General features: G+C 36.7%; 15 protein-coding genes. 13 read left to right on the forward strand and 2 right to left on the reverse strand.

The genetic code is table 11. The features are described from left to right. Positions 1-159 precede the first annotated feature (159 nt). On the forward strand, positions 160-357 hold the full coding sequence (locus D0T08_RS22690) for a hypothetical protein (RefSeq protein WP_229239031.1): 198 nt from the start codon (positions 160-162) through the stop codon (positions 355-357). 68 nt (positions 358-425) lie between these two features. Further along, positions 426-1,355 carry an NAD-dependent epimerase/dehydratase family protein gene (locus D0T08_RS22695; protein WP_116985048.1) on the forward strand — a complete coding sequence of 310 codons (930 nt, stop codon included), beginning with the start codon at positions 426-428 and terminating at the stop codon, positions 1,353-1,355. A gap of 8 nt (positions 1,356-1,363) precedes the next feature. Here D0T08_RS22695 and D0T08_RS22700 read toward each other — a convergent pair whose 3' ends face one another. Further along, the gene (locus D0T08_RS22700) at positions 1,364-1,729 is read right to left on the reverse strand and encodes a hypothetical protein (RefSeq protein ID WP_116985049.1); all 366 of its coding nucleotides are present in this window, start codon (positions 1,727-1,729) and stop codon (positions 1,364-1,366) included. Between the two features lie 313 nt (positions 1,730-2,042). Here D0T08_RS22700 and D0T08_RS22705 point away from each other — a divergent pair, with 313 nt between their 5' ends. The 5 genes from D0T08_RS22705 (at position 2,043) to D0T08_RS22725 (ending at position 12,289) form a co-directional block, all read left to right on the forward strand. After that, positions 2,043-2,381, forward strand: coding sequence for a PadR family transcriptional regulator (locus D0T08_RS22705; protein ID WP_116985050.1), 339 nt, complete (start codon positions 2,043-2,045; stop codon positions 2,379-2,381). Positions 2,382-2,465: 84 nt separating this feature from the next. Next, positions 2,466-4,862, forward strand: a complete 2,397-nt coding sequence (locus tag D0T08_RS22710; RefSeq protein ID WP_116985051.1) for an ABC transporter permease — start codon at positions 2,466-2,468, stop codon at positions 4,860-4,862. 100 nt (positions 4,863-4,962) lie between these two features. Then, positions 4,963-7,344 carry an ABC transporter permease gene (locus tag D0T08_RS22715; RefSeq protein ID WP_116985052.1) on the forward strand — a complete coding sequence of 794 codons (2,382 nt, stop codon included), beginning with the start codon at positions 4,963-4,965 and terminating at the stop codon, positions 7,342-7,344. Between the two features lie 94 nt (positions 7,345-7,438). Beyond that, a complete protein-coding gene (locus tag D0T08_RS22720; RefSeq protein ID WP_116985053.1) occupies positions 7,439-9,814 on the forward strand; it encodes an ABC transporter permease in 2,376 nt (791 codons plus the stop codon). A 90-nt stretch (positions 9,815-9,904) separates the two neighbouring features. Beyond that, positions 9,905-12,289 (forward strand): ABC transporter permease, encoded by a 2,385-nt coding sequence (locus D0T08_RS22725; protein ID WP_116985054.1) that lies wholly within the window; start codon positions 9,905-9,907, stop codon positions 12,287-12,289. 106 nt (positions 12,290-12,395) lie between these two features. Here the strand turns inward: D0T08_RS22725 and D0T08_RS22730 are convergent, their stop codons facing one another. Next, the gene (locus D0T08_RS22730; protein WP_147322832.1) at positions 12,396-13,697 is read right to left on the reverse strand and encodes a helix-turn-helix domain-containing protein; all 1,302 of its coding nucleotides are present in this window, start codon (positions 13,695-13,697) and stop codon (positions 12,396-12,398) included. Between the two features lie 180 nt (positions 13,698-13,877). Between D0T08_RS22730 and D0T08_RS22735 the strand changes: the two genes are divergently transcribed. From D0T08_RS22735 to sprA, 6 genes are all read left to right on the forward strand, one after another. Beyond that, the gene (locus D0T08_RS22735; protein ID WP_116985056.1) at positions 13,878-14,507 is read left to right on the forward strand and encodes an ABC transporter ATP-binding protein; all 630 of its coding nucleotides are present in this window, start codon (positions 13,878-13,880) and stop codon (positions 14,505-14,507) included. A gap of 61 nt (positions 14,508-14,568) precedes the next feature. After that, complete coding sequence (locus tag D0T08_RS22740; protein WP_116985057.1) at positions 14,569-15,789, forward strand: ABC transporter permease; 1,221 nt, start codon at positions 14,569-14,571, stop codon at positions 15,787-15,789. 103 nt (positions 15,790-15,892) lie between these two features. Then, positions 15,893-16,345 (forward strand): DUF3299 domain-containing protein, encoded by a 453-nt coding sequence (locus D0T08_RS22745; RefSeq protein ID WP_116985163.1) that lies wholly within the window; start codon positions 15,893-15,895, stop codon positions 16,343-16,345. Positions 16,346-16,485: 140 nt separating this feature from the next. After that, positions 16,486-17,028, forward strand: a complete 543-nt coding sequence (locus tag D0T08_RS22750; RefSeq protein ID WP_116985058.1) for a hypothetical protein — start codon at positions 16,486-16,488, stop codon at positions 17,026-17,028. Between the two features lie 116 nt (positions 17,029-17,144). Then, positions 17,145-17,738 (forward strand): Holliday junction branch migration protein RuvA, encoded by a 594-nt coding sequence (gene ruvA / locus D0T08_RS22755; protein ID WP_116985059.1) that lies wholly within the window; start codon positions 17,145-17,147, stop codon positions 17,736-17,738. Between the two features lie 211 nt (positions 17,739-17,949). Next, entirely contained in the window at positions 17,950-25,260 is a 7,311-nt protein-coding gene (sprA, locus tag D0T08_RS22760) for a cell surface protein SprA (protein ID WP_116985060.1), read from the forward strand. The last annotated feature ends 13 nt before the right edge of the window (positions 25,261-25,273 follow it).

Below are 25,273 nucleotides of genomic sequence, written 5' to 3' on the forward strand. Positions count from 1 at the left end.
CGCTCAATTTGCTAAGAAAATTCATGCAGTTACACTTAACGGGTTCCAATTTAAAGTTTTTGCTTTTATTGTCTCTTTTGCTATCTGCAAATTCTTCCGAATTTAAGGTAGCAACTTAAGTTAGGTAGTAGAATTCATAAATGGCATTTGCTTGAAAAATTGTTTATTGCCAAATGCTTTACTATGCTGGAAGACCGCATTTTCAGCCATTTATCCATGACAGCCGAAGAAAGGTATAATTTCTTCTTTCAAAACAATAAGGAATTATTCAATCAGGTACCTCTGCAATACATTGCATCTATGCTAGGTATGACTCCTGAAACATTTAGTAGAATAAGACGAAAGGCGATTTCTTGATATTTATCAAGAGCATGAAAGCGTTTGTTGCAGAACTTTGTCCCATCAAAAACAAACAACAGACAATCATGCAAACCATATTAGGAGCAAACGATGCCATAGGAACTGAACTCGCAAAAGCCTTAAAAAATTATACAAAAGAAATTCGTTTAGTTAGTAGAAATCCAAAGAAAGTAAATGATTCATATACACTTTTATCTGCAGATTTAACAAATAGAGAAGAAGTCTTCAAAGCCATTAAAGGATCAGAAATCGTATATCTGACTATTGGGTTTGAATATAAATTAAGTGTATGGCAAAAGCAATGGCCTGCCTTAATGCAAAACGTAATTGATGCCTGCATAGAAAATAATAGTAAGCTGGTCTTCTTCGATAATGTATATATGATTGGTGGCGATAATGTAAAACATATTACGGAAGAATCTCCTTTTAGCCCAACGAGTAAAAAAGGAGAAATCAGGGCGGCATTGGATAAAATGATACTAGGTGCAATTAAAGTGAGAAAATTGCAGGCCATTATTGCACGGGCAGCAGATTTTTATGGAGCAGTAAAAGATGTGAGTGTATTGATGGAATTGGTTCACAAAAATCTGGCAGCAGACAAAAAAGCCCAATGGTTTTTCAATGCCAAAGTAAAACACTCCTTTACCTATACGCCAGATGCAGGATTAGCTACAGCCATGCTTGGTAATACTCCTGCGGCATACAATCAAATCTGGAATCTGCCAACTGACCGCAATTCTCTGACTGGCGAAGAATGGATTCAATTATTTGCCAAAGAAATGGGCAAAAGCGATAACTATCAATTATTTCCTGCTTTCCTGGTAAAACTAGTAGGATTCTTTGTTCCTTTTTTAAAAGAAATTTATGAAATGCGCTATCAATATGACAGAGAATACTTTTTTGATAGTAGTAAGTTTGAAAAGTATTTTAATTTTAAACCTACCAGTTATCAGCAAGGTGTGAAGGAAATATTAAGTGATTATACGCACAGATAAGTCTTCGGTTAAACCTTTCTGTTCTGTGCTATTAAAGCTCTGAAAAATATTATAGCACCTGCCAGAATAAATCCGTACAGGATAACTACAATTCCTTCAGTAAATACGTAAGATATTGCGGCCATTAAAATTCCGCCAAACAGCATAATTGCCCCAACGATTAAACCCAGAGGGGCATCTTTTTTTTCTTTTCTTACGCTTTCTGCATTGAAAAAAGCAAAATCCTCTTTAAACTTTTGTGCATATTCTTCAGCCTCCTGGTTATTTCCTCCAGCCTCAATAAGCATACTTTTAACTTCATTCTGTCCACCGCCATTCACATAAATTTGAAAGGCTCGCTGTTGAAGAAAACGGACATCTCTTTGTGGAATCATCAATGTAAGTGTTTAGGGGGTAAGATTAAATTTCATGATTTAAAACAGTTCTCACAATCTTACTATTTCTAATCCGAATTACAAAGTTCAGACACAAAATTTTGTACGCTTTCGGACAAGTTCACTGTACGATTTCGGACACAGGAAAAGCAAAAAGGCATTAAAATCACCCCTTTTCTAAGCCTTTTTTGGCTTGGCATATCATTTGTCCAAACTATCAGGACATGAATCCTGTTTAAATTTGTTTCTTTCCCACCACATAGCTTAATTTCGTCTGTTAATTTCATTTAAACCTGATTCATTAGAAAATATTATGCGAAGAACCTATTTAGGGGAATTTGAAGAAATTGTTTTACTAACAGTTGCCATTTTAGGCGATGGTGCGTATGGAGTAGCTATTACAGAAGAAATAGAACAGCAAACAGGTCGCTCAGTAACGATCAGTGCTGTTCATGCAGCTTTACACCGTTTAGAAGAGAAGAATATGCTGAGTTCACATATGGGTGATGCTACAGCAGAGCGAGGCGGACGCCGTAAAAGATTATTTTCTGTAACGGCTCAGGGAAATCACACATTGGATGAGATTCGTTTATTACGCAATCGTATGTGGGATTCAATTCCGCCACCAAGTTTAGCAATTATCAGCATTTAACGCCTATGAATTTGCCTTAAGCACCTATTTTTCCTAAACATTACCTATATAACCCAGACTAAGTCCTTTTTCCCTATCAAAATTATGATAAGCAATTACCTGACAATCGCCTTTAGAAACCTATTTAAAAACAGGGTTTCTTCTATTATTAACGTGGGAGGTCTTGCTGTAGGCATGGCCGTGGCTGTCTTGATGTTAATTTGGGTTCAGAACGAATTAAGTTTTGATACTTTTCATGAAAAGTCAGATAGAATCCGACAGATAATTACTCATAATAAGGTAAATAAAGAAGAAACCTGGCATTGGTCTTCTACCCCAATGTTACTGGCCGAGCAGTTGAAACAATTACCGGAAGTGGAAACCGTTACCCGCACAACCAGTCCGTTCTGGAATGGCGCATCTATGAAAGTCGGAGAAAATTTGTCTATTGAAAAAAAGGTATCTTGTGTAGATAACAATTGGTTTGAGGTATTCGACTATCCTTTGGTGGATGGCAGTTTTAGTGAGTTTACCAAAAACCCAAGAAGCATTGCATTGACCGAGTCTAAGGCGCTTCAATTATTCGGAGTTACTAAAGTAAGTGGGAAGGTAATCAGAATTGATACCTTAGATTATATGGTAAGGGCAGTGTATAAAGACAACCCTACCAATTCAAGTTTTCAGTTTGATTTCCTGTTGCCAATGGCTGCTCATTTATCTAATCCTAAAACATTTGAAAACGACAGCAATTGGGGGAATTTTAACTATGAGACCTTTATATTGGTGAAACCCAACGCAAATCTTTCAAAATTAGACCAAAAAGTAACCAGAGTTTTACAGATAGCCAGGAAAGATGAGAAAACGGGTAAACTCGACAATAAGATTACGCTTGAAACCGAACCTATTGCCGCTATCCATATGGATGGGATAGAACGTTTCCGTGATACTGCAAAAGGTGATGCTAAAACTACATATATTTTCCTTGCTCTTGCATTTATTATTCTTTTTACTGCTTGTATCAATTATGTAAATTTAGCAACGGCAAGAGCAAGTCTACGAGCCAAAGAAGTAAGTGTAAAAAAGATTATCGGCGCAGAATACTCTCAACTATTTGCTCAGTTTATGGTTGAGTCGGTTTTGATGTGCGTACTAGCTTTGGGGATTGCTTTATGCATGGTTTATGCGTTATTGCCTGTATTCAATAAATTAGCTGACAAACAATTTACACTTAATTTAACTGACCTAACCCTCTGGACAGTGCTTTTAGGTACTACATTATCAGCTATTCTTCTAACTGGAATTTATCCAGCTATTTTGCTTTCTTCTTTCCAACCGATTCGCACTTTAAGAGGTTTCAATGTATTAAAATCAAATAATAGCTCCTTCCGCAAAACGCTTGTAATTGTGCAGTTTGTGGTTTCTTCGGTCTTTCTGATAGCTACTCTGGTAGTTTTTCAGCAAATAAAATTCGTAAGAGATATGAAGCTGGGATATGAAAAAGCCAATATGTATGAATTCTCAATCCCATGGAATATGAGTTCCAAGATTGATATAAATATTGTAAAAACGCGACTATTAGCAGAATCGAGTATCGAGGATATTACTACAGCAAGTGGAAACATTGTAGATATTAAAAGTTCTCATAGTGGAAGCTTAGATTGGGATGGTCGCCCTGAAGATTTTCAGCCTACAGTTTCGCAAATGGCAGTAGAGCACAATTACCAGAAAGTTTTCGGTCTGAAAATGGCTAGCGGGCGTTGGTTTGAAGAAAAGAGTGGAACTGACAAAGAAAATGTGGTACTGAACGAAACAGCAGTCAAAAAATTCAGGATAAAGGATCCTGTAGGTAAACGGTTTCATTTTCATAGCAATAAGGGCATAATCGTAGGCGTGGTAAGAGACTTTCATTTCAAAAGTGTACATGAACAAATCGGCCCACTTGTATTGTTCAATTCTTCTAACTGGCGTGGCAACGTGTTTGTGAAGCCTGTAAAAGGCAAAGAACAAGATGCTATCAAGGCATCTGAAAAACTATGGGCTGAATTTATACCAACAAGGCCATTAGAATATCATTTTTTGAATGAGACTTTTGAAAGACTATACAGCAACGAACAACGTATTGCTACGCTATTTAATGCATTTGCTATTGTAGCCATTTTTGTTTCTTGCTTAGGTCTTTTTGGTTTGGCAGCTTTTGCCGCAGAGCAACGAACTAAAGAAATTGGAATCCGCAAAGTTTTAGGAGCATCAATAACCAGTATAACCATGCTCCTTTCAATCGACTTCCTGAAACTGGTGGGTATTGCATTTATTGTAGCATGCCCTCTTTCCTATTATTTCATGCATAAATGGCTGCAAGACTTTGCTTATCATATCAATATCGAATGGTGGTTCTATGCCATTATTGGTTTACTAATTATAGCAGTGGCCATTGCAACGGTAGGATATCAATCTATCAAAGCAGCTTTAACAAATCCGGTGAAATCTTTAAAAGTAGAATAATTGGAGAACGGAACAAGGAGAATGGAAAAAGAAGAAAACTCTTCTCGCCTTAAAATAGCATTCCTTGTTCCTTTCTGCATTTTCCTTTCTTCCCAAAATTATGATTCTTAACTATTTCAAAATCGCATTCAGAAACCTTTTGAAACATAAAGGTTATTCCTTTATCAACATTCTTGGCTTAGCTTCAGGAATGGCCGTAGCCATGCTTATCGGGCTTTGGGTTTATGATGAATTGTCGTTTGATAAGCATCATAAAAACTATAATCGTATTGCTCGTGTAATGCAGCACCTGACAAATAACGGAGGAATAAGTACACAGACGATGGTGCCTTATCCATTAGGTGATGAACTTCGCAAAAACTACGGATCTGATTTTAAACATATTATACTTTCCTCTCAGAACGGTTCTCATACACTGACCAAGGGTGAAAAAATAGTTAACAAAACCGGTACTTTCTTTGAACCAGAGATTATTGACCTGCTAAGTTTGAATATTCTAAAAGGTTCGAAAAACGGATTGAAAGAGCCTAACTCTGTAATTCTATCAGAATCATTATCAAAGGTATTTTTTGGAGAGTCTGATCCTATTGACCAGATTATAAAGATTGATAATGATATGAATGTAAAGGTAACTGCTGTTTATGAAGATTTACCAAAGAATACTTCTTTTAGTGAAGTTACTTTCATGGCTCCTTGGGAATTACTTTATCTGAATGCAGGATTAAAATCTATAACCGACCCATGGAGACCCAATGCCTTTGAGATTTATACCCAATTGAATGAAAATGCCAATATTGACAAGGTGTCCTTTAAAATAAAAGACGCTAAACTGAAAAAAGTAAACCCTACTCTGGCGAAAAAGAAACCGGAACTATTCTTATTGCCTATGAGTCGCTGGCATTTATATTCAGAATATAAAAACGGGATAAATTCGGGAGGACGTATCCAATATGTGTGGTTATTTGGCATTATAAGCGTTTTTGTATTATTACTGGCATGCATCAACTTTATGAATCTGAGCACAGCCCGCAGTGAAAAACGTGCCAAAGAAGTAGGCATTAGAAAAGCCATCGGTTCAGTCAGGATTCAGTTAATTGCTCAATTCTTTAGTGAATCTCTATTAGTTGTTACTCTGGCATTTTTATTAGCACTGATATTTGTACAATTGAATTTACCTGTATTTAATGAAATTGCAGATAAGAAGATAAGCATCTTATGGACAAGCTTACCATTCTGGCTTCTCAGTTTAACTTTTTGCCTGCTCACGGGTTTTATTGCAGGGTCTTATCCCGCTTTTTATTTATCTTCGTTCCAACCAATTAAGGTTTTAAAAGGCACTTTCAGTGTGGGCCGTTTTGCGTCTATTCCCCGAAAAGTATTGGTAGTAATGCAGTTTTCTGTTTCGGTGACTTTAGTAATTGGAACCATAGTAATATTTAAACAAATTCAGTTTGCCAAAAACCGTCCTGTTGGTTATGAAACCAGTGGTCTTGTTTCTTTCTTTGTTGGAACCGGAGAAATCCATAAACATTTTGAGGCTGTAAAAAGAGACTTAAAAGAATCTGGTGTAATTACTGAAATGGCAGAAGCAAGTAATCCAACCACAGATGTCTGGGGTACCTCCAGCGGTTTTGAATGGAAAGGCAAAGACCCTAATATGCCCGTTGATATTGCCATGTCGGGTATATGTTATGATTATGCAAAAACAATCGGTTGGCAGTTTAAAGAGGGTCGAAATTTTTCAAGAGATTTTGCTTCTGACTCATCTGGATTAGTACTTAACGAGGCTGCAGTAAAATTTATGGAGTTGCAAAATCCTGTAGGTGAAACAATCAAATGGTTTGATAAAACCTATAAAGTAATTGGGGTGGCTAAAAATGTAGTTATGCAATCGCCGTATGAACCTGTGAAACCAGTGGTTTATTATGCATTAAATGAACCTGGTCCGGTTGTTCTTGCCAAACTTAATCCATCAAGCACTGCCAAAGATGCAATTGATAAATTGGAAGCTACATTTAAAAAATATAATCCAACACAACCGTTCGAATACCAATTTGTTGATGAGGCCTATAATAGAAAATTTGCCAATGAAGAACGTATTGGCAAATTAGCCTCTTTCTTCGCTGTATTGGCTATTTTCATCAGCTGTTTAGGTCTATTCGGATTAGCATCTTTTGTGGCTGAACAACGTACTAAAGAGATTGGCGTAAGAAAAGTTTTGGGTGCCACAATCTTTAATTTATGGCAATTATTATCGAAAGATTTTGTGGTATTGGTTTTCATTTCTCTTTTCATTGCCTCGCCTGTTGCCTACTATTTTATGAACCAGTGGATAGAGAAGTATACTTATAGAACCGATATTTCATGGTGGATTTTTGTTGCAGCAAGTTTTGGCGCCTTACTTATTACACTATTAACCGTTAGTTTTCAGGCAATAAAAGCAGCATTAATGAATCCTGTGAAGTCATTAAAATCAGAATAAAAGGAGAATGGAACAGGGAGAAAGGAAAAAGTCACTTTTACTTTAAATTAATTATTTCCATGTTCCATTCTGCATTTTCCTTTAACAAAAAAATATGATTCAAAATTATTTTAAAATCGCATTCAGAAGTCTTGTAAAAAACAGACTGTATAGTATCCTTAATGTATCAGGATTAGGCGTCGGCCTTGCTGCTGCGCTGATTATCAGCCTTTGGTTAATAAGTGAGCTGGGGTTTAATACCTATAATCGAAATTATGATCAAGTAGGATTAGTGCAAAAAAACCTGATATATAATGGAGGTATAAATACTACTGAATCAAATCCGATTCTACTTGGGGCAGCACTTCGTAATGAATATGGTCAATATTTTGACGAAGTTGTAGTATCGTCATTTGGAGGTGAACAATCTTTAAAATATAAGGAAGAATCAACCATAAAAAGGGGCTATTTCATGGAGAAAGGGGGAGACAAAATACTCGATTTACAATTAATTAAGGGCGCACCAAACTTTCCACTTGACCCAACTTCAGTACTAATTAGCGAAAAGACAGCCTCTGCCCTATTTGGCACTGAAAACCCAATCAACAAAATCGTTAACTTTAGTTCTAAAATCAATTTGAAAGTTGCTGGAGTTTATAAAAACTTCCCGATAAATTCTACATTCCGGAACGTGGACTTCTATGCCGACTTTGAAGCCTTTGATACTATGGAAGAATGGGTAAGAAATTCGAAAACCTTATGGCAAGAAAGTTCATTTCCCATTTACGTAAAACTGGCGCCTAATGCTAATTTCGATGTAGTTTCAAAAAAAATTGCAAAAGTTTTGCTGCCACATACAAATGATAAATCTCAGCCGGAAGTATTTATTCATCCAATGGCAAAATGGAGACTTTATCCGGCCTTTGAAAATGGCAAGGCAGTAGGCTCAGGGCTTAATAATATATTGATTTTCGCCGGTATTGGCATTCTGATTCTCTTGTTGGCTATGATTAATTTTATAAATTTAGTAACAGCCAGGGCAAGTATAAAAGCCAAAGAAATTGGAGTAAGAAAAGCCATTGGCTCAAGTCGTAAAGGCATTTTGCAAATGGTTTATACAGAGGTTGCAGTAATGGTATTTATTGCAGGAATTTTAGGTTTATTGCTCGCACAATTGTTTGTAGGCTGGTTCAATATTTTGACTGCTATAAAAATTGAATTTAACCTTAAAGATATAACTTTTATATTGAGGTTTTTCTCTGGGCTTATAATTATTACCTTATTATCAGGTATTTATCCTGCACTATATTTATCTTCTTTTAGTCCAATAAAGATATTAAAAGGTTTACGAATAGGCTCAGGCAAAGAAGTTTTATTAAGAAAATCGCTGGTAGTTTTTCAATTTACGATTTCGGTAATTATGCTTGTTTCTATGATGGTCATAAGTCAGCAACTTAAGCATGGTATGAATCGCCCGATGGGTTATGATAAAAACCGACTGATACAAATTCAGAAAAGTACACCCGGTTTGAGGGGGCATTTCTGGGCTATGCGCGAACAATTGTTAGCCTCAGGAGCAGTTGAAGAAATGGCAGAAATGAATACGCCATTGGCAGAAAACTGGCACAATCAGTCTGGTATCAGCTGGCGTGGCAAACCTGAAAATAGTTCAGAAAGTTTTGGTGAGGTAATAGTAACACCTGAATTTGGTAAAACCGTAAACTGGAAAATAATAGAAGGCCGTGATTTTAGTCGAAAGTTTAAAACTGATACGGCGGCTGTCATTCTCAATAAATCAGCTGCTAAGCTGATTGGCTTCAGGAATCCACTCAAGGAGTATATTGATTACAGTGGAAACCACTATACTATCATCGGCGTGGCCGAAGACATTATTTTTGATTCTCCTTATGATAATGCCAAGCCAACTGTATTTTTCATGCGTTTAGCCAACGCACCTTTTATTACGCTGAAATTGGCTCAGCATTATTCAGTAAATGATGCAGTGGGCCGAATTGAGAAAATACTTAAAAGCTTTGACCCGGAAGCTACTCTTAATATCAAATTCGCTGATTATGAATTAGAGTCGAAATTCTGGCGTGAGAAGCGGGCTTTGGAAATGATTAGCGTCTTCAGCTTTATAGCAATCTTTATTTGTTGCCTGGGACTATTTGGTCTTGCTACTTTCACCGCAGAACGTCGAACTAAAGAAATCGGAATCAGAAAAGTTTTAGGGGCTTCAGTTATTGGTATTACAGGTTTGCTATCCAAAGATTTCTTAAAATTAGTTGTAATTGGAATTATCATAGCGGCTCCCATCGCTTATTATTTCATGACTCAATGGCTCCAAGGATTCGTCTATCGCATAGATATTGAATGGTGGGTATTTGCTGCTGCTGGAGGAATGGCAGTATTAATAGCCTTCCTGACGGTTGGTTATCAAAGCATCAAAGCAGCTTTGATGAATCCGGTAAAATCTTTAAAAACGGAATAAAAATCCCCCAGCCCCTAAAGGGGAGTTGAGGGAAACAACTATCACTATTTACCAACTAAAATTCCCCTTTAGGGGCTAGGGGCATTTATTATGATAAGCAATTACTTTAAAATCGCATTCCGAAACCTTTTGAAATACAAAGGGTATTCGTTCATTAACATTTTTGGATTAGCTACAGGTATGTCTGTTGCTATTCTGATTGGTCTCTGGATTTACGATGAATTATCGTATGATAAATACCATCAGAACTATGACCGTATTGCACAAGTGATGCAAAATCAGAATTACAACGGGCAAATAGCTACGCATACTTCCATGCCACATCAAATGGCACAGGAAATCCGTAATACTTATGGAAGTGATTTCAAATATGTATTACAATCTTCATGGACTTCCAGCCATATTTTAACCTATGGTGAAAAGAAATTCTCAAAGAGCGGTAATTTCTTCGAACCACAGGTAATTGATATGCTCTCGCTGAAAATGCTTAAAGGTACAAAAGCGGCATTGAAAGAGCCTAATTCAATCATATTATCTGAGTCGTATGCAAAATCCTTTTTTGGTGATACCGACCCCATGGATAAACTGATGAAATTGGATAATAAAACAGATGTAAAGGTAACAGGCATTTATGAAGACCTCCCCTACAACTCCAGTTTCAGAGATATGTATTATGTCATGCCCTGGGATTTATACCTGAGTACCAATCCCTGGATTAAAACAATGGATGATCCATGGAGTAGCAATTTTACTCAGGCATTTGCACAAATTGCTGATAATACGGATATGGCGACTGTCTCAAAAAAAATCGTGAATGTTAAATTAAATAAAGTAAGCAAGGAAGACAGACGCTACAAACCGTTATTATTCTTGCACCCATTATCTAAATGGCATTTATATCCTGAATTTAAAGATGGGAGGAATATTGGTGGACGAATTGAATTTGTATGGCTTTTTGGCATTATAGGCATATTTGTATTGCTTTTGGCTTGCATTAATTTCATGAATCTGAGTACTGCCCGAAGTGAGAAGAGAGCCAAAGAAGTTGGAATCAGAAAATCAATCGGGTCAGTGCGTAGTCAGTTGATTGTTCAGTTTTTTAGCGAATCTTTGTTGGTTGTGGCGTTTGCTTTTGCACTTTCTCTGGCACTTGTATACTTTGGTTTACCGTTTTTCAATGAATTGGCCGACAAGAAGATGACGATTCTTTGGACAAATCCAATATTCTGGTTGATAGGTATCATTTTCAGCATTCTTACAGGTTTGATAGCCGGAAGTTATCCGGCACTTTATCTTTCATCATTTCAACCTGTTAAAGTATTAAAAGGGACTTTCAGAGTTGGACGTTTTGCTTCAATTCCTCGTAAGGTATTAGTTGTATTACAATTTACGGTTTCTGTTACTTTAATTATTGGTACTATCATTGTGTTTCGCCAGATTCAGCATGCCAAAAATCGGCCTATTGGTTACAACAGAGATGGTTTGATTAATATTTTTATGATGACTTCCGATATTCATAATCATTTTGAGGCAGTTAGAAATGAATTAATCAGCTCTGGTGCTATTCTGGAAATGACAGAATCTGGTAGCCCAACTACTGCTGTCTGGAATACTAACGGAGGTTTTGACTGGGAAGGCAAAGACCCCGGCTTAGCTGTAGATTTCCCTAATAATGGTGTTACACACGGCTATGGTAAAACAGTAGGTTGGCAATTTAAACAAGGGAGAGATTTTTCAAAGGATTTTGCAACAGATTCAGCAGCTTTTGTAATTAATGAATCTGCCGTTAAGTTTCTGGGCTTTAAAAATCCAATTGGTAAAATCCTTAAATGGAATGGAAAGCCATATACTATTATCGGAGTTATTAAAGATATGGTGGTAGAATCGCCTTATGCGCCTACTAGAGGTTCATTGTTTCATATCTCTAAAGACTCTGAAAGTTTAATGATTCTCAAACTGAATCCTGATAAGAGTTCAAGAGAAGCATTGGCTAAAATTGAAGAAGTTTTCAAAAAACATAACCCAGCCGCACCATTTGAGTATAAATTTGTGGACGAAGAATACGAGAGGAAATTCGGAGATGAAGAACGTATTGGCAAACTGGCAACTTTTTTTGCCATTCTGGCTATTTTCATTTCTTGCTTAGGTCTCTTTGGTTTGGCTTCTTTTGTAGCTGAGCAACGTACCAAAGAGATTGGCGTAAGAAAAGTCTTAGGTGCATCCGTATTGAATCTCTGGCAATTGCTATCTAAAGACTTTGTAGTCTTAGTGCTTATATCCTGCTTTATCGCTATTCCGATTGCTTATTTCTATTTGAATAGTTGGCTACAACGCTATGAATATCGCGCAGATATTTCGTGGTGGGTTTTTGTAGCTTCAGTGGCCGGAGCTCTGTTTATTACACTCTTAACTGTTAGCTTTCAGGCTATCAGGGCAGCAACTGCAAATCCGGTCAAGAGTTTGAAAACAGAGTAAGTCATCTACCTTTAAAGGTGAATGAAAAACACTCATTCTTCTCAACAACCCTTCCAAAGGAATTTGGTGTTGGGATTTGGAACCAAAAGCGTTTGGAAGCTCCCATTTAGGGGGATGGGGGCTTTTTCACATATTCTTTTGGACTTTGTCCAAAATATTTTTTAAAAACTTTAGTAAAATACGCTGGTTCGGAGTAGCCAATGGCATATGCGATTTCTGAGATATTTTTATCTTCTATTTTTAGCATTTTAGCAGCCTCTTCCATTTTAAGCGTTATTATGAAGTTATTGGGTGTAATATCTAATTCGTCTTTGAAAATCCTTTGCAACTGCCGCAAACTAACTCCTAATTCCTTAGCTAATTCTGCTGGGGTAATATCATTATCTAATTGACTAATAATAAAGGCTTTTGCATTCTTAACAAAGACTTTTTCAGAATTAATTTCTGCTACTTTTCGTTTGACAGGCTCAGAAAAAATTAAAGTTAACTTCTCGTCAATCTCAACAGATTTAGGCTGAATTTGACGCAGTTTACTATTAGATATAGATAAATAAACTATTGCAGGCATCAAGATCAATACGATTATCAGAGATAGTATCCACCAATAATGTCCATAAGTTTCGTTAAGTTTTTTCCACCATGAGGCATGGCCAACTAATATTGTTGTAGTCCATTTATCAGGATAACCAAAATCAGTATTTCCAGTAATACTTTCATAACTATAGTGAGGAATCGGATCACTTTCGGGCAGAGGTTTAATATTAAGAAATTCATCTGCATCATTGAAACATAAATCCATTTTAAAGTGCTCTCCCTCCTTAGGATCTATACCTAATGAAGCCCAGGGTAGTCGAAACTCAATCGTGTATTGATTATCAGTATCTTTTCCGTCATTCAAGCTTCCCTCTTTTGTTGTTTTGGCTTCAATTACAAAATTAGTTGTAATGGTATCTTTAGGTACTAAGGCTTTAACCACTTGCATCAAAAATCTATCCCCTCCCCTGAATACAGTTACATTGCCGTTTAAATCAATAATAATCTGAAAATCAGATACATCCATTCGTCTCTGACTATTATTTTTGGCATCAATGTACAATTCAATAGCATCATTGAAAGTCAGTCTGGGACTGCCACTTTTATCTAATGCTAAATCCGTAAGATGTTTATCTGAAATCTGGAATAAGCCGTACAAATTTTGTTTATCATAGCCTAAAGCATATTTTGCCTGATTAACAGAAAAAACGTTTCTCGCTTTTGAATTGAAGGTATTGACGTTTTTTAAATCCCAGTCATCTGCGAAGCCATCAATTGCAGGGGTACTATTTAAATAGTGAATAGAAATCTGAGCCTGCCCAAAAGAAACAAGCTGTAATAAAAAGAACGAAATGAATAATGTTTTCTTTAACAATGGGAGGAATATTAGGCTAAATAAAATATAAAGCAAGTAAATTAATTTTTGAGAAAATCCCTCTAATTTTTTCTGAAAACGCTCTCACTTTGTAGTTTTGAACTAAAATTATATTACCATAACAAGAAACATTTTTGCAATACGGTTGCAAATATTTATCTTTGAACAAAAATACCCTAAATGCTCACAGTCTCTGACCTCACATTTTCCTATAATAATCAAAAGAAATTCAGTTTTCCATCTTTTTCTTGTGCTGAACGAGAGACCCTATTGATACTTGGAAATTCCGGCACTGGAAAAACTACTTTCTTACATCTTTTAGCTTTATTGCTTCAACCAGAAAGTGGTTCTATTCAAATAAATAACCAGGAATTTGCTCATTTAAGTCCAAGAGAAGCTACTAAAATGCGGGCTATACATTTAGGCATTATTTATCAGAAGTCTCACTTTGTAAGCTCATTAAGCGTTTTAGATAACCTATTATTGGCCAATTATTTAGCAGATAAAAACCAATCTAAGGAACAAGCTATTAAATTGGCTAAGAGCTTAGGTTTTTATGAGTTATTGGATAAAAAGACCACACTGTTAAGCGGCGGCGAGCAACAGAGAGTAAGTATTGCCCGCGCATTAATGAATAACCCGGAGGTGATTCTGGCAGATGAACCAACATCTAATCTTGACGATGAAAACTGTGAAAAAGTGATTAATCTTCTGGAAAATCAATCAAAAAACATAGGTGCTTCACTGGTAATAGTTACACACGATCAACGATTGAAAGATAAATTCAGCAATAAAATTATTTTGAACTGACCCGATAGTCCACAAATTGCTTTTATAAAACCCCATACTAATTACTGAAATTACAGAAAAAATGCTTCTAAAAATCAGTTGGAAAAATATACTGAATAAAAAACTCAATAGTTTCTTATGCGTTCTGCTCATGACCTTGGGCATTGCCATCATTTCATTACTTCTACTTCTCGGTAAGCAATTACAAGATAAATTCGCTAAAAATATCAGTGGTATTGATATGGTTGTGGGTGCAAAAGGCAGTCCATTGCAATTAATTTTATCGAGTGTCTATCAGATTGACAATCCAACAGGAAACGTATTTCTGAGCGATGTACAAGAGATTGCGCAGAATCCTTTAGTGAAAGAAATGATCCCTCTTTCTATGGGAGATAATTACCAAAGCTACCGTATTGTAGGAACTAATAAAAAGTATTTTGAACATTTTAAAGCTCAATTTGCTACAGGAGTGATGTTCAAACAGGACTTAGAAGCGGTGTTAGGTGCACAGGTAGCGTTAAATACAGGTTTAAAAGTAGGTGATACTTTTTCAAGTTCTCATGGATTAGATGCAGAAGGCGAAGTACATGGCGAAACTAAATATAAAGTAGCCGGGGTATTAGAATTTAATAATTCGGTAATTGATAATCTTGTGTTGACAAGCCTGAATAGCGTATGGAACATTCATGAGCATAAAGAAGCTGAACATACTGAGGAAGAACACAAAGCGCATGAAGCCGAAGAAGCGGATATGCCAAAACGTGAAATAACAAGTGCTTTGATAAAGTTTCGTTCGCCAATGGGATTAATGAGCATGCCTCGTAATATCAATCAGAACTCCAAACTACAAGCGGCTTTACCTTCTATTGAGGTAAATCGTTTGTTTGAGTTATTAGGAATTGGTATCGATGGCTTGCAAATATTAGCGGCAGTTATCATCCTTATATCAGGTATCAGTGTTTTTGTTTCGCTCTATAATTCACTAAAAGAAAGGAAATATGAAATGGCTTTGATGCTATCTATGGGCGCGAGCCGAACTCGTTTGTTTTTAATGCTGTTATTAGAAGGAGTACTATTAGCTTTGTTTGGCTTTGTTGCAGGTGTAGTTTTGAGCAGAGTAGGCATTGTTCTGATTTCAAATCAGTTAAATAAAAAGTTTCATTTTGATGTGAATCAGATGAACTTGCAAACCGGTGAAATCTACCTTTTTGTTGGTGCTTTAGCCATTGGCATCTTAGCCGCAGCCTTGCCGTCGATTAATATTTATAGACTGAATATTTCGAGAACACTTGCTGAAGAATAATTTATCTTGTAATTTTAAACAATAATTTCATCACTTCCCGGTTTATACGAGGGAAATAACTATAAACTAAACGTTCCTTTTCTCAGAAAAGGGTATGAAAAATATGAAAAATCTATCAAAATATTTTATCATTAATCTTGCTTTTTTAGGTGCCATTTCTTTCGGTTTTGTAGAAGAACCGACTAAAATTACATGGGAAACATTAAGGGATGTTACTTTTAAAAAGAAATGGAGTGCAGAAGAATCTATGTTCATCCTCTATCCTACTTTTGGCCCGAAAGTCGCCGGATTACAGGGAAAAGATGTTGTTCTGACAGGATATATGATTCCGGTCGATGTAGATGCTAATATGTATGTACTTTCTGCAAACCCGTATAGTTCTTGTTTTTTCTGCGGGCAAGCAGGCCCCGAATCTGTAGTACAGGTGAAATTCAAGAAAACAACCAAGAGATTTAATACCGACGACAGAATAACAGTAAAAGGCACTTTAAAGCTTAACGCTGACGATATTAACGAACTAAACTATATTTTGTCTAATGCTGATTTAGTTCAATAGTTTTTTTGTTACAAAATTCTTTTTTTTGCGTCTGAAATGAAATTCAGGCGCTTTTTTATTGAATAAATGAGGGGCTTTATACGTTAAATTGTCGTTATATTTGTTTCGGTATCCTTTCCCAATCACATAAAATTCAAATCATGAAAAAATTACTGTTTTTGGTTATTACTGTGCTTATCCTGTCATCTATCAATACAGCACAAGCTCAATATGATTACAATTGGGCGGTAGGTTTTCGTGTAGGCGAACCTTTAGGGTTTAATCTTAGAAAATATTTTCAGAATGGTGATAGGGCTTTTGACATCAATATCGGTACTTACGGATTGCTATATGGCAACGACCGCAGGTATAATAATGGTGAGTATAAAACAGCAGGATTGATGATTCAGGGAATTTATTTGTACCATACAGCACTTTTTGGCAAAGAATGGGGGCATGCTTACTATGGTTTTGGTGGCCAGGTTAATTCTAGAAAACATTTTCCGGATGCCTGGAGAAACGAAAGTATAAAATCGGTTAGTAAAATTTCTCTAGGGCCTACCGGAACAGCAGGTATTGAATTCAGACTGCCCAATAATCTGGCCTTCTTTATCGATGGAGGTGTTTATCTCGAAGCTCTACCATCGCCTTTCTTCCTGAATGGACAAGTAAGTGGTGGGATAAGGGTCAATCTTGTAAAATAATAAGGCTTTAACGCTAAAAATTGATAAAAAGTCGGGTATTTTTTCTTTCTTTACGTGAGCAAACGTTTCACTAACCTTTAAAACTTATTACAGATACTCAAAATCTGTAAAACTATATGATTGCTTATCTTGACGGTAAATTAGCTTACAAAGACCCAACCTATGTAATTATTGATGTCTCAGGCGTAGGTTATCAGGTAAAAATCTCTCTACAGACTTATGCAGCTATTCACAACACGGGTGAAAGGTGTAAATTGCACACTTTAATGATTGTGAGAGAAGACTCCCACACACTTTTTGGGTTTTCAGATAGTGCTGAAAAAGAATTGTTTGAGGATTTAATCAGTGTATCGGGTATCGGGCCGAGTACGGCTATTGTGATGCTATCGTCCTTATCATCAGGTGAAATCAAACATGCGATTATATCAGAAGATGTAAAAACTATTCAGAGCATTAAAGGCATAGGATTAAAGACCGCACAAAGAGCCATCATTGAGTTAAAAGATAAGTTAAAAAAGGATTCGTTGTTAGGTGGTGTTACACCAAATATCTTTGCTCCCGCCAACTCTGCCTTGCGTAATGAGGCTCTAACAGCCTTGGTTACTTTGGGTATAGCAAGAGCAGCAGCAGAAAAAAGTATAGATACTATATTGAAGCGTGAAGGTAATGAAATCAGCCTGGAGCAGCTGATAAAGTTGGCGTTGAGATAAATTGCAATTAATAAAGATACATACGCGATTTACCCGAATTTAATTGCAAAAAACAAAGATTTGCTTTGATTGAAAAACATTAGATAATGAATCTTGTGCACATATAAAACCATTAAATAAAAAGCATACAATTTTTCGTATTTCTAACAGACTATTGGCAAGATTTTAGTCGTTTAGTGTTAAAGTACCTATTGATACTCCCTAAAATTTTATGTTCGGACAGCTATTCGTAAAGAATTATACTTTCTTTTTTATTTTAATTTTCAGCTTTGGATTGATAAGTGAGAGTGCAGACGCTCAATTATTAGGCAGAAAAAGGAATTCTACAACTAAAGCTGATACTACTCGTACCGATTCTTTAGCAGTTCCGGAAAAAGATACTATTATCGTTCGTACAGGCCGACAACCCGCTTATCGCTGGCAAGACCGTTACCTTAATCGTTATGCGCAGGCCGTTCCGCAATCTCCGTTTTATTTAAAAGACCCCGGTACTATTAATAACGATTTTAGCGTTTCACCTAATTCCAATGATATATCTATCACCGAAAAAGCAGGAAAAGGTATTGACTATAAGATTCCACAGTCTTTAACTTTTAACGAATATTCGAGCATTCAGAATGCGTATGTAAGGAAAAGCATTCTAAGAGAATATGAAGAATTAGCAGATGGGAAAAGTGCAACTACTGATAGAGGTCTAAGGCCTCTATTACAGAAAAACCCGATAGTTGATCGAATTTTTGGAGGGAACATGATTGACAAGCTCAAGCCAAACGGGTTTGTTACGCTTGATTTTAAATTGATTCATCAATTTATTGATAACCCCCTCCTACCCATTATTCAGCGTCGTCAGACACTCTTTAATTTCGACGAGCAAATAAATATTAACTTCAACGGACAGATTGGTGAGAAGCTGGGAATGTTGACGAATCTGGATACAAAAGCTGCTTTCAATTTCGAGAACCAGTTAAAACTGAATTTCAAAAACCAACCTGAAGATATTCTCCAAAAAGTAGAAGCTGGTAATATTACAATGCCAGTAAAAAGTCAGCTGATACCCGGCGTCCAAAACCTATTTGGGGTAAAAGCCGGGTTTAAATTCGGCAAATTAGATATTACACAAGTTGTAGCTCAGCAACGTTCAAAAACCGAATCAATTGTATTGAATGGAGGAACACAAAGCCGTACTTTTGAAATCAGAGCTGATAATTATGAAGAAAACCGACATTTCTTTCTGGCACAGTTTTTCAGAAGTAATTATGAAAGAGCACTTCGTAATTTACCATTAGTGTTATCAGGGGTAAAGATTACTCGTTTAGAGGTCTATGTAACCAACCGTACCAATACTGTAGAGTCAATGAGAAACCTCATAGCTTTTACTGATTTAGGTGATGTAAAAACCGGAACCACTTATGCTCCTGTAAGAAACGAAGCCACTACTCTTTACAGTAACCTTAGTAATAACCCTGGTTTCAGACGCATTGACTCTACAACCTCCTCTGCAGCGTTAAAAGGCTTAAATTTAAATAAAGGTATAGATTACGAAATTCTAAGAGGAGCTAAACGCCTGACAGAACGTGAATATAAATTCAATCCGGAGTTAGGATATTTATCTTTGGTTACTCCTCTTCGTAATGATGAAATTCTGGCTGTTGCTTTTGAGTATACTTACAACGGACAGAATTATAAAGTCGGTGAACTAACCGAAGATTACTCTATTCGTCCAGAGAACGAAGCAATCATGTTGAAGCTGTTGAAATCCTCTACAATTCGTAACCGTACCGGTTCGCCGATGTGGGACTTGATGATGAAAAACATTTATTCATTGGGTGTTCCAGGTGTAGGTAAACAAGGTTTCCAATTAAGGCTTATTTACAAAGATGACCGTACAGGAATCGATAATCCAAACTTACAGGAAGGAAAGACTCTGAAAGATGTTCCTTTGGTAAGGGTAATGAACCTTGATAATCTGAACCCTAATAATGATCCTCAACCGGGTGGAGATGGTAACTTTGACTTTATTGAAGATATAACGATTGACTCTAAAATGGGGAAACTGATTTTCCCTGTTCTGGAACCTTTTGGCTCACACCTGGCATCAAAATTTGCTATAGATGAGCAAATATTGAAGGACAAGTATGTTTTCAATGAGTTATATCGAACCACTTTAGCTGATGCTCAGCAGGTAACTACTAAAAACAAATTCTTTATCAGAGGTAGTTTACAGGCTAGCAGTAACTCTGATATTATGCTACCTTTAGGAGCATCTGGCCAATCAGTAAGAATCTTTGCAGGTGGTGTACAATTACAAGAGGGGGCTGATTATACGATTGAGCCACAGCTAGGCAGAATTAAAATTCTTAACCAAAGTGTGCTTAATTCTTCACGCCAGATTAGAATCGAGTGGGAACGTCCGGATTTGTTTAATACGCAAATCAGAATGATGTTGGGTACAAGGTTAGATTATAACCTCAGCAAAGACATTCATATAGGAGCAACTGCTATGACCCTCCGTGAAAGTACACCTGCCTTTATGACTCGCATTGCCATCGGTCAGGAACCTGTGAATAATACGATTGTTGGGCTGGATATTAATTATCGCAAAGATGCCAGATTCCTGACCCGGTTATTAGATGCGCTTCCTTTGATTCAAACCAAAGAAATGTCTTCTATCCAGTTTACGGCTGAATATGCTAAATTATTTCCATCTGTGAATAATAAGCGCATTAATGGAAATGCCATGATTGATGATTTTGAGGCAACCCGTAATATCAATGACCTGACTCGCCAACCGACCAGATGGCGTCCGGGTAGCGCGCCTGAAGCTTATAGAGGAAGTGATACAGGTTTTGATTACAATTACAAAAGAGGTAAAATTTCAGTTTATACAATTGACCAAACTACCTATCTAGATGGAGGTTTTGGTGGTGGAGCAGGGAATGTTTTACCTCCGGAAGTACAAGAGGCAGCTAACGGCAATTTATACGAGAGAGCATTTACCCCACAGCAAATTTTCCCGGGTCGCTCAATTCCCACTTTCAGCGAAGGGGTTCCTGTTAGTGTATTAGACGTATCTTATTTCCCGGCAGAAAGAGGTATGTATAATTATAACCCAAGTCTGACAGCTGATGGGTATTTACAAAATCCAAGGCAGAATTTCGGCTCAATTATGAGAGGAATCACTGCTGATAATGACTTTGATAATGCTAATACAGAGTATATTACTTTCTGGATGCTGGATCCATTTAAAGATGTAATCAGAGATGGCTCTCCGAATGGAAATAAAAGTAATACTACCGGAGGTAAATTGAAATTTCATTTAGGCGATATATCGGAAGATTTTATTCCTGATGGCAGAAATAGCTTTGAGAATGGCCTTCCAGCCAACGAATCGGTATCAGATCAGTCAAAACCGGATCAGACCCCTTGGGGATTTGTGCCGAAAGTACAGTTTATGACTGATGCGTTCGATAATCAACCAGGTTCGAGAGAAAAGCAAGACGTAGGTTTAGATGGGCTAAGTAATGCTCAGGAAAGGACATTCGGAAATATTTCGACATACTTGAATAATCTCAACATCAATCCGGCTGCTAAGGCAAAAATAGAAGAAGATCCCTCTGCTGATGACTTTAAATTCTTTACAGACCCTACTTTCACCCCACAGCAATCATTAATTGAGCGTTTCAAAAACTATTTAGGAGTTGAAAACAACTCACCTCAAAGCAATGCCAATTCAACTACAAGTCCAACATTAGCTAATTCAGTAACACCAGATAAAGAAGATATAAATGCTGATAATACCATCAATGACGTTGAGAATTTTTATGAATATGAAATAGATTTATCGCCAAGTAGAATGAGTGCAGGGACAGGTTTTATTGTTGACCAGGTTACAGTACCCAATACTCAGGCAACCTGGTATTTGTTCCGTATTCCGGTTAAGCAATTTACTCGTAAATTTGGCGATATTAATGGTTTCAAATCAATTCGCTTTATGCGCATGATGCTGACTGACTTCCAACAGCCTGTAGTATTACGTTTTGCATCTCTTCAATTAGAATCTAACCAATATCGTATTTATGATAAAAGTTTGACCCAAACTGGTTTGACAGAGGTTCCTGAGCCATACGACGCTAAATTCAAAATGGGTGTTGTGAGTATAGAAGAGAATGGTTGTGCCGATGATGGGCAGAACTGTAACATTAAAGAAGGCAAAACTCCCTATAAGGTACCGCCTGGGTTCATAAGAGACCAGGATATTACGCAACAACAGTTTAACGTAAAGTTCAATGAGCAGTCAATGTCTTTGGCAGTTACGAACCTAAGAGATGGTGATTCAAGAGGAGTATTCCGCAATACAAGAATAGATATGCTTAATTATAAAAGATTGAGACTATTTATTCATGCTGAAAACGAAGCTAATGATGAAAAAACGATTGGTGGTGCTTTTATAAGAATTGGTACTGATTTAAGCCAACATTATTATGAAATTGAAATCCCACAATTAAAAATTACACCAAATGGCTCGATTGATGAGAATGTAATCTGGCCTAAGGAAAACTTTATTGATGTTGCTCTTCAAGACTTAGTGGCCCTCAAAGGTGAACGCAACCGTAAAGCACAAAATATTACTGTACCATATTCTAGCACTACAACTGGGACAATAGAAGATGGAACCGAAGGCAATAACTATAAGATAACAGTATTAGGTAACCCGGATCTAAGTGCGGTGATGACGGTTATGATAGGCTTAAGAAATCCAAAATCTGCAGATGAACAGCCTGCTACTTATACAGTTTGGCTGGATGAGTTACGCGCTTACGGATTTGACCAGACATCAGGTGATGCAGGGCTTCTAGCAGCCAATATTAAATTAGCAGATTTGGCTACTGTTTCTATTAATGCCAACTTGAAAACCTTTGGTTTTGGCGGAGTACAAGATAAAATTTCGGAAAGAGCAAGGGAGACAGGTAAAGGCATCGGAATTGCTTCAAATGTTGAAGTAGATAAGTTTTTCCCTGAAAACTGGGGATTGAAGATTCCATTCTTTGTGAATTTTGATCAGCAAACAGTTACACCACATTTCAATCCGCTTGACCCAGATATGCCATTAGAAAATGCGCTAGCTAATATTGATGACCCAATCAAGCGCGAAGCCTATAGAAGAATGGTGGTTGATAATAATACCAGAAAGGGTTTTAACTTTTCTAATGTACGAAAAATAAAAACTAAAGAAGGGGCGCTACCACATTTTTATGATGTAGAGAACTTCTCATTTACTTACGCACAGAATAATGTAAACCGTAGAAATATATTGATTGATGATTATTCACTTAATCAATATAAAGGAGGTTTTACCTATCAATATCAACCAAAGCCAATTAACTGGGAGCCATTCAAGAATAATAAAAGCCTTGAACGTCCATTCTTATATTGGCTGAAAGATTTCAACCTCTCTCCTTTGCCAACAGTTATGGCATTCAGAACAGATTTTGATAAGAGTTTTGCCAGAACATTATTGAGAAATTCAGACTTAACTACTGACGGCGTGCAACCTTATTTTGAGAAGTATTTCTTAATGAATCGTTTTTATGATTTGCAATGGAACCTTACCAAGAGTATTCTGTTCAACTATACAGCTACTATGAATGCCATTGTAGATGAGCCATATGGAGACATAAACACAGAACAAAAAGCGCAGCAATTGCGCCAAAGTATTCTTGGTTTTGGGCGTGCAAAGAACTTTTATCAGGAAATGCGCTTTACTTATCGCCTCCCATTAGACAAGTTTTTCTTGCTTGACTGGGTAACTGCGGATGCTAAATACAATAATAATTTTGGTTATCAGGCGATAGCTCTGAATATTATGGACGAAGACTCGATACCATTTGGAAATACTATTCGCAATGGAAGAGACAGAGGTATCAGAGGAAAGATCGACTTTATTAAGCTTTATAATAAAGTTAAGTATCTAAAATTTGCCAATAGTCCAAATCCTGAAAGGAAGAGATTTACCCGTAATCCGGGCGATGATGAAAACATTGAGATTCCGCCAAGTAATGTTGCCAAAGCATTTACCAGATTATTGATGGCGGTGAGAGGAATTGATTATGATTATTCTATTGTAGAAACAACTATATTGCCCGGCTTTATGCCATCGCCCAAGTTTTTTGGATTGAGCCCAGACGGTGCCCCAGGTTTAGGTTTTGTGTTGGGGAATCAATATACTACTGAGGGAGATTTCAAACGTGCAAATGGTAATTTTCAGGAGTTTGCAGCTTCTAAAGGCTGGTTATCAAAAACCAAAACACAAACACAGCCATTTGTGCAGACTAAACAGAAGAAATTCTCATATCGTACTACTATTGAGCCATTCAAAGACTTCAGAATGCAGATTAGTGGTAATTTCAGTCGCGGAGACAGCTATCAGGAATATTATATAGTAGACTCTTTAGGAAGATACAGCAGTACAAGTCCGGTTCGAAATGGTAACTTCAGTACTTCATTCTGGTCTTTTAATACTTTTTTTGCTCGCATGACAGAAAAAGATATTAAGAATAATTACCATTATGAAATCTTTGAAAATATGCGTAGTTACCGTCAGTTTTTTGCTGAAAAGCTGACTGCCTTAAATCCTAATAAAGAAGGGATTTATGATAAAAACTCTCAGGATGTTCTGGTTCCTGCATTTATTGCTGCTTATAGTGGTAAAGGCACTAAACTAGACCTTAATAAATTTCCATTCTCGAAAGGTTTCAGATTCCCGATGCCTAACTGGCGAATTGATTATAGTGGTTTAGCTAATCTGGCCCCATTCAATAAAATGTTCAGTTCCATTTCGATTAGCCATAGTTATAGCTCAACTTATAGTGTAGGTAACTTCACTTCTTCACTTGATTATGGTGCAGCAGTAGTTAATTTTATGATAATGGATTATCCATATTCCAATGCCTCAAAAACTACTACTGTAGATGTGCTAATAAATGATCAATACGTAAAACAAAAACAATTTGTTCCGGTATTTGTCATGAGTACTGTTACGCTTGAAGAGAAATTCCAACCATTCATTGGAGTTCAGTTTACAACTAAGAGTAAAATTACCGGTAGATTTGACTGGAACAGGGAACGAAGAGCGGCTTTAAATCTTTCTAATTCGCAAGTAGCCGAGTATAGCAGTTCTGATTTTGTATTCAATTTCGGCTTTAAAAAGAATGGTGTGAAACTACCGTTAAGAGGAAGAGACGGTAAAGTAATTACTTTGAAAAATGACCTGAATCTTCAGTTTGCTTTTACCATTCGTGATGTAAAAGCTATTCAGAGAAGACTTGATGGAGACCCACAACCAACACAGGGTAACTATAACCTACAATGGGGGCCAAGAATTACTTATCAGGTAAATAAGAGAGTGCTCCTGAATTTCTACGTTGAGCACATGAATAACAGACCTTTTGTAACCAACTTCTCGTATCCAAGAAAAACTACAACCGGTGGTATCAACGTAAGATTCAGTCTATCAGACCAATAAGATTCAAATTCTG

Source organism: Emticicia sp. C21, from assembly GCF_003418935.1.
In the GTDB taxonomy this organism is placed as follows: Bacteria; Bacteroidota; Bacteroidia; order Cytophagales; family Spirosomataceae; genus Emticicia.